The organism is Ruegeria sp. HKCCD4884 (assembly GCF_013110855.1).
In the GTDB taxonomy this organism is placed as follows: Bacteria; Pseudomonadota; Alphaproteobacteria; order Rhodobacterales; family Rhodobacteraceae; genus Ruegeria.
In genome coordinates this window covers 12,366-26,225 of sequence record NZ_WVRJ01000011.1, presented here as the reverse complement: position 1 = coordinate 26,225, position 13,860 = coordinate 12,366, and the positions used below count along the sequence as shown (strand labels likewise).

12 protein-coding genes are annotated in these 13,860 nt (G+C 59.3%); 9 read left to right on the top strand and 3 right to left on the bottom strand.

All coding sequences use genetic code 11. The annotated features are described in order from the left end of the window. Positions 1-5 precede the first annotated feature (5 nt). The 5 genes from purH (at position 6) to GS636_RS15940 (ending at position 5,366) form a co-directional block, all read left to right on the top strand. Positions 6-1,595: a bifunctional phosphoribosylaminoimidazolecarboxamide formyltransferase/IMP cyclohydrolase gene (purH, locus tag GS636_RS15960; RefSeq protein WP_171670608.1), complete on the top strand. Its 1,590-nt coding sequence runs from the start codon at positions 6-8 to the stop codon at positions 1,593-1,595. Further along, on the top strand, positions 1,595-2,071 hold the full coding sequence (gene lspA, locus GS636_RS15955) for a signal peptidase II (protein WP_171093286.1): 477 nt from the start codon (positions 1,595-1,597) through the stop codon (positions 2,069-2,071). The genes purH and lspA overlap by 1 nt, the downstream gene beginning before the upstream one ends. Positions 2,072-2,121: 50 nt before the next feature. Then, entirely contained in the window at positions 2,122-2,637 is a 516-nt protein-coding gene (locus tag GS636_RS15950) for a DUF3035 domain-containing protein (RefSeq protein WP_171093288.1), read from the top strand. A gap of 81 nt (positions 2,638-2,718) precedes the next feature. Further along, positions 2,719-4,059, top strand: coding sequence for a pitrilysin family protein (locus GS636_RS15945; RefSeq protein WP_171670606.1), 1,341 nt, complete (start codon positions 2,719-2,721; stop codon positions 4,057-4,059). Further along, complete coding sequence (locus GS636_RS15940) at positions 4,056-5,366, top strand: pitrilysin family protein (protein ID WP_171670603.1); 1,311 nt, start codon at positions 4,056-4,058, stop codon at positions 5,364-5,366. The genes GS636_RS15945 and GS636_RS15940 overlap by 4 nt, the downstream gene beginning before the upstream one ends. Positions 5,367-5,385: 19 nt before the next feature. On the opposite strand, the gene GS636_RS15935 is transcribed toward GS636_RS15940, so the two are convergent. From GS636_RS15935 to deoC, 3 genes are read right to left on the bottom strand one after another with little or no spacing between them, the layout of a single operon-like run. Continuing rightward, positions 5,386-6,195 (bottom strand): SDR family oxidoreductase, encoded by an 810-nt coding sequence (locus GS636_RS15935; RefSeq protein WP_171670601.1) that lies wholly within the window; start codon positions 6,193-6,195, stop codon positions 5,386-5,388. A 27-nt stretch (positions 6,196-6,222) separates the two neighbouring features. Next, positions 6,223-8,556 (bottom strand): aldehyde dehydrogenase family protein, encoded by a 2,334-nt coding sequence (locus tag GS636_RS15930; protein ID WP_171670598.1) that lies wholly within the window; start codon positions 8,554-8,556, stop codon positions 6,223-6,225. Between the two features lie 47 nt (positions 8,557-8,603). After that, positions 8,604-9,602 carry a deoxyribose-phosphate aldolase gene (gene deoC, locus GS636_RS15925; RefSeq protein WP_171670596.1) on the bottom strand — a complete coding sequence of 333 codons (999 nt, stop codon included), beginning with the start codon at positions 9,600-9,602 and terminating at the stop codon, positions 8,604-8,606. A gap of 200 nt (positions 9,603-9,802) precedes the next feature. On the opposite strand from deoC, the gene GS636_RS15920 reads away from it, so the two are divergent. Genes GS636_RS15920 through GS636_RS15905 form a run of 4 tightly spaced genes read left to right on the top strand, consistent with a single transcriptional unit; the run spans position 9,803 to position 13,698 of the window. Beyond that, a complete protein-coding gene (locus GS636_RS15920) occupies positions 9,803-10,756 on the top strand; it encodes a metal ABC transporter solute-binding protein, Zn/Mn family (RefSeq protein ID WP_171670593.1) in 954 nt (317 codons plus the stop codon). 3 nt (positions 10,757-10,759) lie between these two features. Next, entirely contained in the window at positions 10,760-11,563 is an 804-nt protein-coding gene (locus GS636_RS15915; protein WP_171648321.1) for a metal ABC transporter ATP-binding protein, read from the top strand. 3 nt (positions 11,564-11,566) lie between these two features. Beyond that, entirely contained in the window at positions 11,567-12,772 is a 1,206-nt protein-coding gene (locus tag GS636_RS15910) for a metal ABC transporter permease (protein WP_171670590.1), read from the top strand. Continuing rightward, positions 12,769-13,698 carry a metal ABC transporter permease gene (locus GS636_RS15905; RefSeq protein ID WP_171670588.1) on the top strand — a complete coding sequence of 310 codons (930 nt, stop codon included), beginning with the start codon at positions 12,769-12,771 and terminating at the stop codon, positions 13,696-13,698. Before GS636_RS15910 ends, GS636_RS15905 begins: the two co-directional genes overlap by 4 nt. The last annotated feature ends 162 nt before the right edge of the window (positions 13,699-13,860 follow it).

The window sequence follows — 13,860 nt, the reverse complement described above, 5'->3', positions numbered from 1 at the left end:
GACCCATGACCGATCTTCACCCCGTGCGCCGCGCGCTGCTTTCCGTATCCGACAAAACCGGGCTGATCGAGCTGGGCAAGGCGCTGGCCGAGCGCGGGGTCGAACTGCTGTCGACCGGCGGCACGGCCAAGGCGCTGCGCGATGCCGGGCTTGCGGTGAAGGACGTAAGCGAAGTCACCGGCTTCCCTGAGATGATGGATGGTCGGGTCAAGACTTTGCACCCGATGGTGCATGGTGGGCTGCTGGCGTTGCGCGACAACGACACTCATGTTGCTGCGATGACCGAGCACGGGATTGGCGCGATCGATCTGCTGGTTGTGAACCTTTATCCGTTTGAGGCCACCGTCGCCAAAGGCGCCGATTACGATGAATGTGTCGAGAACATCGACATTGGTGGCCCTGCAATGATCCGCGCGGCGGCCAAGAACCATGCCTTTGTGAACGTGGTTGTGGACGTCGAGGATTACGAAAAATTGCTGGGCGACATGGATCAGCACAACGGTGCAACTTGCCCGAAATTCCGGCGTAAGCTGGCACAGAAAGCCTATGCCCGTACAGCTGCCTACGACACCGCCGTGTCCAACTGGTTGGCTGACGCGCTGGAACTTGAAGCACCTAAACGCCGTGCCTTTGCAGGCGAATTGAAGCAGACCCTGCGCTATGGCGAGAACAGCCATCAACAGGCTGCCTTCTATACGGACGGGACCAACCGCCCGGGTGTGGCCACTGCCGTGCAGCATCAGGGCAAGGAACTCAGCTACAACAACATCAATGACACCGATGCGGCGTTTGAGCTGGTTGCTGAATTTGACCCTGCTCAGGACGCGGCTTGTGCTATTATCAAACATGCCAACCCTTGTGGGGTGGCCACAGGCGCGACGTTGCTTGAGGCATACAAGGCCGCGTTCGACTGCGACCGCACTTCGGCCTTTGGTGGGATCGTGGCATTGAACCGGCCGCTGGATGCGGAAACCGCGCAAGAGATCACCGGGATTTTCACCGAGGTCGTGATTGCCCCCGGAGCATCTGACGAAGCCAAGGCAATCTTTGCGGCCAAAAAGAACCTCCGCCTGCTGACGACCGAGGGTCTGCCAGACGTGACCGCCGGTGGTAAAACCGTTCGTCAGGTGGCTGGTGGTTTGCTGGTTCAGGACAAGGATAACGGGTTTGTCGGCATGGATGATCTGAAAGTCGTCACCAAGAAAGCCCCGACGGACGAACAGATGCGCGATCTGCTTTTTGCTTGGAAAGTGGCCAAACACGTCAAGTCCAACGCCATTGTCTACGTCAAAGACGGTGCAACCGTGGGCGTGGGTGCGGGTCAGATGAGCCGGGTGGATTCGGCCCTGATCGCCGCCAAGAAAGCCGAACGGATGGCGGATGTGCTGGACCTGCCTCAGCCGCTGACCATCGGATCTGCTGTCGCCTCTGACGCCTTCTTTCCTTTCCCTGACGGTCTGATGGAAGCCGCCGAGGCCGGTGCAACCTGCGTCATCCAACCCGGTGGCTCCATGCGCGACGACGAGGTGATTGCTGCTGCGGATGAGGCCGGTCTGGCCATGGTCTTCACCGGTATGCGGCATTTCCGTCACTGATGCGGTCTGGCCTGCTTCTCTGGGCGGCGATTGCCGCCTTTGCGATCGACCAGATCAGCAAGTATCTGGTCGTTCACGTTATGCGCGTGGCCGAACAACCCGGTGGTATCGACGTTCTGCCCCCGCTGCTGGTTTTCAAATACGGCGAGAATCGCGGTATCAATTTCGGTCTGTTTCAGGGGAATTCCGACGCCGCGCGTTGGGTGCTGATCGGTATCTCGATTGCGATCTGTGTTGGCGTTCTCATCTGGCTCAGCCGTACAGCCGCATCAAAACTCATGCTCTTTTGCGCAGGTCTGTTGATAGGCGGTGCGCTTGGAAACGTGGTGGACCGGCTGTTATACGGCTATGTGCTGGATTTCCTGAACATGTCATGTTGCGGCATCAACAACCCGTTTGTGTTCAACCTTGCTGATGTGTTCATATTTGCAGGCGCTTTGGGGTTGGTTCTGTTCGACAGCAAAAAGCCCTCGTGACGCGCGGAATTATATGAGATAAAAGCGCCAGAAACAGGTTGGAGAAACCAATGCGGATGCCGCGCGCCATATTTGTTCTGACTGTTGTCGCAGCGGTTGCGGCATGTTCGAATCCCGGTCTGCGGGATCTGGCGCCTCCGGGGCAGGGTCCGGATGAGTTTTCGGTCTTGCCGGTCAAACCGCTGACGCAGCCTCAGGATTATGCGTTTTTGCCTGCACCCACACCGGGCGGTGGCAACCTGACAGATCCGAACCCCAATGCCGAGGCCGTTGCCGCACTTGGTGGAAACCCTGCCGCGTTGAACCCAAATGCGGCGGTACCGTCGTCCGACGCAGCACTGGTCACAGCCTCCAGCCGGTATGGCGTCGCGCCTGATGCCCGCCAGGTTGTCGAAGCCGAAGATGCCGCGTTCCGCAAGCGCCGTGGTCGTTGGACCGGATTGCGCCTGTTCCCGGTGGATCGCTACGGTCAGGTCTATGAACGGCAATCGATCAATCCGTACGCGGAAACCGATGCAGCCCGTAGTGCCGGTATTGAAACGCCGTCCTCTCCTCCGAATGAATAATTCTTAACTTTCCGTCATCGGGCTTGAACCCGGGCCGCACCACCGTAGTTTGAATACCAGAAACGAAACGGAGGATGCCCCATGGTTCGGGCCCTAGCCCTGTCGGCTGCCCTTATCGCTGCCACCCCGGTCTTGGCCGAGGGCGGAAAAGAAGCGGTTACCACATTCACTTTGGACAACGGCATGGATGTCGTCGTCGTCGAAGACCACCGTGCACCAGTTGTGCAACACATGGTCTGGTATCGCGCCGGATCTGCGGATGAACCGGTGGGGACATCCGGGATTGCGCACTTCCTGGAACACCTGCTGTTCAAGGGCACCGATACGCTTGCTCCGGGCGAGTTTTCGGCCACAGTTGCGGCCAATGGTGGCAATGACAATGCGTTCACCTCATACGACTACACCGCGTATTTCCAGCGCGTCGCGACTGATCGGCTTGAGTTGATGATGCAAATGGAATCCGATCGGATGCGGAACCTTCGCCTGAGCGAAGAGGATATCCTGACCGAGCGTGATGTGATCCTTGAAGAGCGTAACCAAAGGACCGAGAACAACCCGCGCTCTTTGTTTGGGGAACAGATGAACGCCGCGCAATACCTCAACCACAGCTACGGCGTGCCGATCATTGGCTGGAAGCACGAGATGGAAGAGTTGGACATGGAGGATGCATTGTCATTCTACCAGACTCATTATGCGCCCAACAACGCCATCCTTGTGGTCACAGGCGATGTCGTACCTGATGAGGTCCGCGCGCTTGCTGAACAGTATTACGGTGTGATCCCGGCCAACCCGGACTTGCCCGAGCGGATGCGGGCGCAAGAACCGCCTCAAACGGCCGAACGGCGACTGACTTACAAAGATCCGCGTGTAGCGCAGCCCTATGTGCAGCGCAGTTATCTGGCCCCCGAACGCGATCCGGGTGAACAGGAGAAGGCGGCCGCCCTGTTCCTGTTGGCCGAACTGCTGGGTGGCAGCACCACGTCTTATTTGAATGAAAAACTCCAGTTCGATCAGCAAAAAGTCGTGTATGCAGGCGCATTCTACCGCGGTGTCTCGCTGGATGACACGACCTTCGATTTGCTGGTTGTTCCGGCGCAGGGTGTGTCGCTGCAAGAGGCCGAAGATGCCATGGATCAGGCGGTCGCTGATTTTATCGCTGAAGGTGTGAAAGAAGACGATCTGAACCGCATCAAGATGCAACTGCGTGCGTCCCAGATTTATGCCCGCGACAATGTTGATGGGATTGGCAACCGGTATGGCCGCGCCCTGACCAGCGGTTTGACGGTCGAGGATGTGCAGGCTTGGCCCGACATTCTTCAGGCCGTGACCGGAGAAGAGATCATCGCCGCTGCCCGCGAAGTCCTGCAACCTGAAACATCTGTCACGGGCTGGCTGATGCGTGATGATGAGGTGACGCAATGAAAAGGTTTCTTACAACGCTGATCGCCTGCGTAATTGCTTTGCCGGCCCTGGCCGAGATCGAGATCAAAGAGGTGACTTCACCTGGCGGGATCAAAGCCTGGCTGGTTGAAGACCATGCAATCCCCTTCACTGCGTTGGAATTGCGGTTCCGTGGCGGGACGTCGCTGGACGATCCGGACAAGCGCGGGGCCGTCTATTTAATGAGCGGCCTGATCGAAGAAGGCGCTGGCGAAATGGACGCCCAGACCTATGCCCGCGAACTGGAAGCACTGGCCGCGTCTTTCTCGTATGATGCGGGCGATGATACCGTTTCGATTTCGGCGCGATTTCTGACCGAAAACCGGGATGAGGTGGTCGACCTTTTGCGTACCACGCTGCACGAACCGCGTTTCGATCAGGATGCGATTGAGCGCGTACGTGCTCAAATCCTTTCAGGATTGCGTTCGGACCAGACCGACCCGAATGAGATTGCTGGCCTGAACTTTGCTCAGATGGCCTATGGCGATCATCCTTATGGGTCTGAAGGGAAGGGCACGATCGAAAGCGTCTCGGCCCTGACGCGGGATGACGTGGTGGCCGCGTATGACAGCGTCTTTGCCAAGGACCGCCTGTATGTCGGGGCGGTGGGCGACATTACGGCGGAAGAACTGGGCACGTTGCTGGACAAATTACTCGGCGATTTACCGGAAACCGGGAAACCCATCCCTGACAAAGCCGATGTGACCATTCCGGGTGGCGTCAGCGTCGTCGAGTTCGACACGCCGCAATCCGTGGCCCTGTTTGGTCATGCCGGGATTGATCGGGATGACCCGGATTTCTTCGCTGCGTTTGTTTTGAATCACATTCTTGGTGGGGGCGGGTTTGAAAGCCGTCTGATGCAGGAGGTGCGTGAAAAACGTGGTCTGACATATGGGATCGGAACCTATCTGGTGCCCAAGGATCTGGCATCTGTCTATCTTGGGTCAGTTTCGTCGGCCAATGACCGCATTGCCGAGGCGGTTGAGGTGATCCGTGACGAATGGGCCAGGGCAGCGACCGAAGGCGTAACCCAGAAAGAGCTGGACGATGCCAAGACTTATCTGACTGGTGCATATCCGCTTCGGTTTGATGGCAACGGGCGGATTGCCGGGATCATGGTCGGGATGCAGATGGAAGACCTGCCAATCGACTATATCGCAACCCGCAACGACAAGGTGAATGCCGTAACGCTGGAAGACGTAAACCGCGTTGCGTCCGAATTGCTGGACCCGGACGGGCTGCATTTTACCATCGTCGGAAAACCTGTCGGTCTTGAGACCACAAACTGAAAAGAGGGGTGAGCGTGTCTCACCCCTTTTTCACGCTGCGCAGCATCTCACCCATCATCTGTCCAAACTTGCCCGAGCCGCGTTGATACAACGCGCCATCCACGGCCAGAACCGTGCCGCTGATATAGCTGGCCAGATCCGAGCAGAGGAACAGGCAGGCATTGGCCACGTCCTGAGGCTGACCCCAGCGGCCCAACGGTACATCGCGGCGCAGCGCCTCACCGGCATCCGGGGTAGGGGCCAGACGTTTTGCGCCCTCGGTGCCTTCGATGAACCCCGGCACGACCGAGTTCACGCGGATCCCTTCGACACCCCATTCCATCGACAGCGTCCGGGTAATCTGATCAACCCCTGCCTTCGCGGCACAGACATGGGCTTGGCCTTCATAAGGCAGGTAAGATTGCGGGGCCGAGATGTTGATGATGCTGGCACCGGGGCGTTTCAGGTAAGGGTAGGCCCCTTTCATCACGTGGATCGTGCCCATCAGGTCAATGTCGATCACCGTTTTGAACGCGTTGACTGACATCTCGGACGCCAGCGCCGGGAAGTTCCCCGCAGCGCCGGACACCAGCACGTCGAAATCGCCATAGGCGTCGTGAAACTGTTTCAGACCAGCGGCCACAGCATCCGGATCACGCACGTCAAAGGCCGCCCCGATGGCGTCCTGTGCACCTGCGGCTTTCAGCGCGGCCACGGTGTCGTCCACCTTTTCCTGTGAACGGCTGGCGACGGCCAGTTTGGCACCCGAGGCCGCAAAGGCCTCGGCTATACCGCGATTGATACCGCTGGTTCCGCCAATGACGATGACGGTTTTTCCTGCAAAGTCCATAAGGGCCTCCCGTGATGCGCGGGGGCCCTACTCGCCGTAGGGCACCCAGATGTTTTTCACCTCGGTCGCAGCCTGAAGGAAGCGGCGGGAATGATCCATGCTCCAGTCAAATGCCGTTGCGTTATTGACCCAGGTCCGTTTCAGGTTCCCGGCCGAGACCGCTTCGACCTCTTTCGAAAGGTCAGTGGACGAGAAGGACCAGACCGCATCGACGTTCAAGTGCGAGGCCAGAGGTTTCGCCAGTTCCGCGTGGCTGCCGGTCAGGATGTTGACCACGCCTGCGGGGACGTCCGAGGTCTCCAGAATCTGGTAGAAATCGGTTGCCGCCAGCGGGTAGGGCTCGGATGCCGCCAGAACCACCCGGTTGCCCATCGCAATCGCAGGCGCCATCACCGAGATCAGACCCAACAGAGGCGCCTCGTCCGCGCAGAGCGCGCCGACGACGCCCACGGGTTCCTTCATGGCAATGGCCACACCCCGGATCGGGACGCCATGCACCTGACCGTCGTATTTGTCGGCCCAGGCCGCCGCGGTGAACAGGCGCTGGATCGAGGTTTCGACCTCTTTCGCGCCATCCTTCTTGCCGGTCATGGCGTCGATGCGCGAGGCGAATTCACTCGTACGGGCTGAGAGGTTTTCACCGATGTAATACAGAATCTGTGCCCGCAGATGGCCGGTGGTCTTGGACCAGCCTTTGGCACCCGCTGCAGCCTCGACCGCGTTGCGCACGTCTTTGCGGTTGGCCAGACCCACATGGCCCAGCAGGCCGGACTTGCCCCAGACGGGTTTGGAATACCCACCATCGGGCCGGGCCTGCTTGCCGCCGACATACATCTTGGCGGTGCGGTCAATCGGGTCGACCGGAGCGCCTTCGCCCATCGTCGCCTCAATCTTCGCCAGAGGTTTGCCCTTGCCCTTTGGCTTGGTATAGGCCGCCAGACCTTCCCATCCGCCTTCGCGGCCAAAGCCACTTTCGCGCACGCCGCCGAAGCCTGCGGCGGCGTCGAACAAGTTGGTCGCATTCACCCAAACCACGCCTGCAACCAGCTTGGGCGCGATGTCCAGCGCAAGGTTCACATTCTCAGTCCAGACTGTCGCGGCCAGCCCGTAACGGGTGTTGTTGGCCAGTTCGACCGCTTCAGCCGGGGTGCGGAAGGTCGAGGAGACCAGCACCGGGCCGAAGATTTCCTCCTGCATCAGCGGGTCGGATGTCTCGAGCCCCGAGATCAGCGTTGGCGGGTAGTAGCAGCCATTTGCGGGCAGTTCACAGGCGGCCTGATGCACGTGACCCACCGTATTGCTTTCGACCATGCCCTTGATGGTCTGCAACTGAACCGGATCCACAACCGCGCCCACGTCGATGCATTTGTCCAGCGGATCACCCACCCGCAATCCATCCATCCGAGCGCGCAGCTTTTCGTGGAACCGGTCGGCGATACCTTCCTGCACCAACAGGCGAGAGCCCGCGCAGCAGACCTGACCCTGATTGAACCAGATCGCATCGACCAGACCCTCGATGGCACTGTCAATATCGGCATCGTCGAACACGATGTAAGCGGACTTGCCGCCCAGTTCCAACGTCAGTTCCTTGCCCGATCCAGCCGTCGCCTCTCGGATGCGCCGACCCACAACGGTCGAGCCGGTAAAGGCGATCTTGTCTACGTCGGCGTTCACGATCATCTCGCCCACCGCGCCGTCGCCGGTCACGATGTTGACGACACTCTTCGGCAGCCCGGCTTGCGAGCAGATATCTGCAAACAACAACGCAGTCAGCGAGGTGTACTCGGCCGGTTTCAGAACCACCGTATTCCCCATCGCCAGCGCAGGTGCGATCTTCCATGCCAGCATCAACAGCGGGAAATTCCACGGGATGATCTGACCACAAACGCCCAAAGCCTGCGCATCGGGCAACTCGGCCTCCATCAACTGCGCCATGCCTGCGTGGTAGTAGAAATGCCGCTGCGCCAGGGGGATGTCGATGTCCCGCGATTCACGTATCGGTTTGCCGTTGTCCATGCTTTCCAGCACCGCAAACAGGCGTGCGTGTTTCTGCAATAGCCGTGCAATGGCATAGAGATACCGCGCACGACCCGCACCGCCTAGCTTCTCCCATTTCGGCTGCGCTTTGCGGGCAGCGGCCACCGCGGCGTCCACATCAGCCTGTTTCGCCTGCGTCAGTTTAGCCAGCACCTCTCCGGTCGCCGGGTTGAGGCTTTCGAACCCTTTGCCGGGTTTGGTGAATGCCCCATCGATATAGTGTCCGAACTTGTCACCCTGATCGACCAGCCAGGCCAGCGCCTCGGCAGCGCTTTCTGGGGCGGGGCCGTAATCCATGGTCTCGAAGATTTCTTTGACTGTCATAACTTCATCTTTTCCCAAATACTCACTGTCCAGACATTTCAGCAGGCTCAGCCCATCGAATGTCTGTATCCAGCCGAGTAAGCCCCAGTCACATAGTGTTCCAACTGCCGCTCGATGTCGCCCAGCAGAGAAGAGGCACCAAAGCGGAACAGGTCTGGTTCCAGCCAGCGATCGCCCAACTCGTCCTTGATTAGCGACAAGTACACTAGCGCGTCCTTGGCTTTTGAAATACCACCGGCGGGCTTGTACCCAACGCGATACCCGGTGCGATCATAGAAGTCCCGAATGGCGCGGATCATGACCAGCGAAACGGGCAGGGTGGCGTTGACGCTTTCCTTGCCGGTCGAGGTCTTGATGAAATCGGCACCCGCCATCATACAGACCAGCGAGGCGCGGGCGACGTTACGCAGGCTGCCCAACTCTCCGGTCGCCAGAATGGCTTTGACATGGGCATCGCCGCAGGCCACGCGGAAAGCCTTCATTTCATCGTACAACGCCTGCCAGTCCCCTGACAGCACATGACGGCGTGAAATGACGATGTCGATCTCCTCGGCTCCGGCTTTCACGCTTTCCTCAATCTCGGCCACACGCAGGTGGAACGGCGACAGGCCGGCCGGGAAGCCAGTGGATACCGCAGCGACCGGAATGCCGGTGCCTTTCAGGGCATCCACCGCAGTTTCTATCATGTCGTGATAGACGCAGACAGCACCCGTGGTGATCTGCGGCATATCCAGCGCCTGCAAGACAGAAGTCGCAACTGGCTGCCGCGCCTTCGCGCAAAGGCGGCGCACGCGGCCTACAGTGTCATCGCCTGACAGCGTGGTCAGGTCGATCATCGTAACCGCCTTCAGCAGCCACGCCGCCTGATAGTCCTTCTTGACCGACCGCCGCCCGGGAAGGGTCGCAGCCCGGCGCTCAATGGCCGAGGTATTGGCCTGAACGGCGCGGACCCAGTCAAGATCAAGATCTATTCCCGGATTTCGGGGTTCGGTTACTTGCGGCAGATGCGCGGTGCGCACGGGGCTTTCTGAGCTCTGCGTATCCATAGTCACGTCCTTTGGGAGGTTTGCGACAAATTCGCACGGCAGACCGGGGAATGGAAGGTGTTGGATGTATTTGAATGGCAATTTTTTGACCATTTGGACAAAAAGAGCGTGCTTTCTTGCGAATAATTCGCATTAGCGTTGACTTAGTTGCGAATGGTTCTCATATTCAGTCTCAACAGGACGCAAAACTGAGGTCGAAGATGATTCGTCGGAGTTTTCTTGCAGCGTTGGCGCTGGCCTTTTCGATGCCAGTCGCCGCTTGGGCTGAAGCGCCACTCAAAGTGGTCGCGACAACAGGCATGATCGCGGATGCAGCGCGCCAGGTGGGCGGTGATCAGGTTGAGGTCACAGGTCTGATGGGGCCGGGCGTTGACCCTCATGCCTATCGACAGACCCGCAGCGACATCGTTGCCATGACCCGCGCTGACCTGATCCTTTGGCACGGTTTGTATCTGGAAGCGCAGATGGAAGATTTCTTCCACGATCTCGAACGCAAACGCGCTGTGGTCGCAGTGGCCGAAGGGGTCGATAAATCCAAACTGCGTGCCCATGACGATTACGCAGATAAATACGACCCGCATGTGTGGATGTCGCCCGTGCTTTGGCGCGAAGTTGTGCTAGAGGTTCAGGATGCCTTGACCGACGTTCGTCCCGAAGCGGCAGGCGTGTTTGCAGCCAACGCACAGGCCCATCTGGCCGATATTGACCGTTTGGCGGCTTATGCCGAGGATGTCCTGTCTTCGGTGCCCGAGAACAGCAGAGTCCTGCTTACCGCCCATGACGCATTTGGCTATTTCGGTCAGAGCTACGGGTTCGAGGTTCTGGGCATTCAGGGCATCTCGACCCAGTCCGAGGCGGGTTTGAACCGGATCAGCGAATTGGTTGACCTGCTGGTTGACCGCCAAATCACGGCTGTCTTTGTTGAAAGCTCGGTCTCGGATCGCTCAATTCGCGCATTGATCGAAGGCGCAGCGGCCAAGGGGCACAAAGTTACCATCGGTGGTGAGCTTTTTTCGGATGCGATGGGCGCAGAAGGCACCTATGAGGGTACCTATATCGGGATGCTGGATCACAACATCACAGTCATCGGCGGTGCGTTGAACGGCGACGCCCCCGGTCGAGGCATGGACGGCAAACTGTCTGCGGGGTTTTGAATAATGCTGGGTCTGGTCAGCAATGACGGTGTGACGCTTGAGGATCGCGGGCTGGGCGACAGCCCGCTTGCGGTGCGAGGCCTGACCGTTTCCTACGGACAAAAGCCTGCTGTGTTTTCGGTTGATATGACCGTCCAGCCCGGTGCCATGACTGCCATCATTGGCCCAAACGGTGCGGGCAAGTCCACGCTTCTCAAGGCGGCGCTGGGAATCGTCACCCCCTTATCCGGTCAGGTGACGGTATTTGGACGGCCGCTGGAGGCGCAGCGCGCGCGTATTGCCTATGTTCCGCAACGGGCCAGCGTGGATTGGGATTTCCCAACGCGCGTGATTGATGTTGTGCTGATGGGTCTGTCGCGCGAGCTTGGGCTTCTGGGGCGCGTACGTGCCCGCCACAAGGCATGTGCGATGGACTGTTTGAACCGTGTCGGGATGCGGGACTTCGCGGACCGTCAGATCGGCCAGTTGTCCGGCGGCCAGCAGCAGCGCGTGTTTCTGGCTCGTGCTTTGGCGCAAGGCGCGGATCTGTACTTGCTGGATGAACCGTTCGCCGGGGTGGATGCCGCCACCGAGAAGGCCATCATCGCGGTGCTGAAATCTCTGAAAGAGGCGGGTAAGACGGTAGTCGTGGTGCATCACGATCTGGCGACAGTGACCGACTACTTCGACCACGTTTTTCTGATCAATACCCGCAAAGTGGCCGAAGGGCCGGTGTCCGAGGCGTTCACTGCGGAAACGTTGCAAGCGGCCTATGGCGGGCGTTTGGCAACTGCGCAGATCGATCAGATATCGCGCGCGCTGGGATAACACATGATTTGGGACGCTCTGACCCTGCAGCTTGGCTATAACGCCACGCTGGTCGCAGTTGGTGCGACGTTGCTGGGTGTATCGGCCGGTGTGACAGGGACATTCCTGTTCCTACGCAAACGTGCGCTGGTCAGCGATGCCATCAGTCATGCAACTCTGCCGGGCGTCTGTCTGGCCTTTATGGTCTTGGTCGCGCTGGGCGGGGATGGGCGCAATCTGCTGGGCTTGCTGGCAGGATCTGCAATTTCGGCGTGGGTTGGGCTTCTTTGCATGAACTGGCTGACACGCCGCACCCGACTTGCCGAAGACGCAGCAATCGGTGCGGTTCTGTCTGTCTTTTTTGGCTTTGGGATCGTTTTACTGACGATCATTCAAACCATGGGCGTCGGGCGTCAGGCAGGTTTGGAGGGTTTCCTGTTAGGCTCGACCGCCGGAATGCTGTGGGCAGATGCCATGATCATCGCCATCGGTGGTGCGGCGACGCTGCTTCTGGTTCTGATCCTGCGTCGCCCCATGACCCTTGTCGCGTTTGACCCGGAATATGCTGCCGCTCGTGGCTTGCCAATCCATCGCATCGATCTTGCGATGATGGGGCTGGTCATGGCGGTCACTGTGGTCGGCCTGAAAATTGTGGGCTTGATCCTGATCGTGGCACTTCTGATCATTCCGGCAGTCACAGCGCGGTTCTGGTCCGAGCGTTCCGAGCACGTCGTCCTGCTTGCGGGGCTTGCCGGAGGTCTGGCCGGGTACATCGGTGCTGCTATTTCCGCTTCTGCCCCCAACTTGCCGACTGGACCGATCATCGTGCTGGTCAGCTTTGCATTCTTCGTCCTGTCCCTGTTCTGCGCCCCAAAGCGCGGGGTTCTGGCGGCGGTGTTGTGGCATCTGCGCTTCCAGCGCCGGGTGCATATCCGCCAGGGTCTGTTGGCGCTGGCGCAGGGGCAGAAAATTTATGAACCTCTTACGCTGCGTTTGTTGCGCCGTGCAGGGATGGTCCGGCCAGACGGGGTTGCCACGGACTCTGGCAAGGCGCGGGCGGCCAAGGCGCTGCGCGACGAAAAACGCTGGGAGATCGTCCGCGCGGATCAGGCGCATGAGGCGACGGCTGCGCTCTATGACGGGTTACGGGATATCGAAACAGTCCTGACCCGTGACCAGATCGCTGAAATCGACCGTCAAATCGGTGGGCCGCAAGGAGTGCCGGTATGAGTGGTGAAGAATTTGTCCCGCTGTCGTTGACGCCGCTGCTGATTGGCACATTTGCGGCCATTGCCTGCGCCTTGCCCGGCAACTTTCTGGTGCTGCGCAAACAAGCGCTGATTGGCGACGCGATCAGCCATGTGGTGCTGCCGGGTATCGTGGTGGCGTTCCTGGTGACCGGGGCGATATCGACCTGGCCAATGATGCTGGGCGCTGCTGGGGCGGCGATTGTGGCTGTGGTGCTGATCGAAGCCATTCGCCGGCTGGGTCAGATCGAACCCGGTGCCGCCATGGGTGTTGTCTTTACCACAATGTTCGCGGCGGGCGTTTTACTGCTTGAACAAACAGACACCTCGACCGTGCATCTGGATGTGGAACATGCGCTTTACGGCAATCTGGAAAGCCTGATCTGGCTGGACGCAACAGGTTGGGGATCGTTGCTGGATGTCGAAGCTCTTGCGGGTCTGCCACCTGAACTGCCTCGGATTGCTCTGACTCTGGTGGGCGTGTCTGTGTTCACCTTGCTGTTCTGGCGACCACTGAAGATTTCCACCTTCGATGAAGGATTTGCGCGCACGATCGGCATTCGCACGGGTGCTCTGAGCATGGCATTGGTGATAGTAGCGGCCATCGCGGCGGTGGCGGCATTTGACGCGGTGGGCTCGATCATCGTGATCGCCATGTTCATCTGCCCTCCGGCGGCGGCGCGGATGCTGACCAACCGGCTCGAGGCGCAGATTGCCTGGAGCATTGTGTTCGCCACGGCCTCGGCAGTGTCGGGCTATGTATTGGCGGGATACGGCCCCTTGTGGTTGGGCGGGTCGGATGCAGTCAGCGCGGCTGGCATGATTGCCACGATGTCTGGTCTGATACTTGCCGCAGCCGCCATGTTCGGACCGTGCCGCGCGCGGGTCGGGGCGCACACATCTGCGTGATCGGGCATGTTCCCGCCGCACCTATCCGCACGTCATAGGCCAATCTCTGCCCAGATGCCCAAATGATGAATCTTAAGCAGCTTTTAATCTGGTCACATGTTACACGCCGTCCATTCATTAGCTGAATCACACCACTCACTTGGTACGTCCGGGTGGACCTGA

Excerpts from the sequence above, each read along its gene's own strand:
- purH (WP_171670608.1), top strand. The coding sequence starts at position 6 with ATGACCGATCTTCACCCCGTGCGCCGCGCGCTGCTTTCCGTATCCGAC.
- lspA (WP_171093286.1), top strand. The coding sequence starts at position 1,595 with ATGCGGTCTGGCCTGCTTCTCTGGGCGGCGATTGCCGCCTTTGCGATC.
- GS636_RS15950 (WP_171093288.1), top strand. The coding sequence starts at position 2,122 with ATGCGGATGCCGCGCGCCATATTTGTTCTGACTGTTGTCGCAGCGGTT.
- GS636_RS15945 (WP_171670606.1), top strand. The coding sequence starts at position 2,719 with ATGGTTCGGGCCCTAGCCCTGTCGGCTGCCCTTATCGCTGCCACCCCG.
- GS636_RS15940 (WP_171670603.1), top strand. The coding sequence starts at position 4,056 with ATGAAAAGGTTTCTTACAACGCTGATCGCCTGCGTAATTGCTTTGCCG.
- GS636_RS15935 (WP_171670601.1), bottom strand. The coding sequence starts at position 6,195 with ATGGACTTTGCAGGAAAAACCGTCATCGTCATTGGCGGAACCAGCGGT.
- GS636_RS15930 (WP_171670598.1), bottom strand. The coding sequence starts at position 8,556 with ATGACAGTCAAAGAAATCTTCGAGACCATGGATTACGGCCCCGCCCCA.
- deoC (WP_171670596.1), bottom strand. The coding sequence starts at position 9,602 with ATGGATACGCAGAGCTCAGAAAGCCCCGTGCGCACCGCGCATCTGCCG.
- GS636_RS15920 (WP_171670593.1), top strand. The coding sequence starts at position 9,803 with ATGATTCGTCGGAGTTTTCTTGCAGCGTTGGCGCTGGCCTTTTCGATG.
- GS636_RS15915 (WP_171648321.1), top strand. The coding sequence starts at position 10,760 with ATGCTGGGTCTGGTCAGCAATGACGGTGTGACGCTTGAGGATCGCGGG.
- GS636_RS15910 (WP_171670590.1), top strand. The coding sequence starts at position 11,567 with ATGATTTGGGACGCTCTGACCCTGCAGCTTGGCTATAACGCCACGCTG.
- GS636_RS15905 (WP_171670588.1), top strand. The coding sequence starts at position 12,769 with ATGAGTGGTGAAGAATTTGTCCCGCTGTCGTTGACGCCGCTGCTGATT.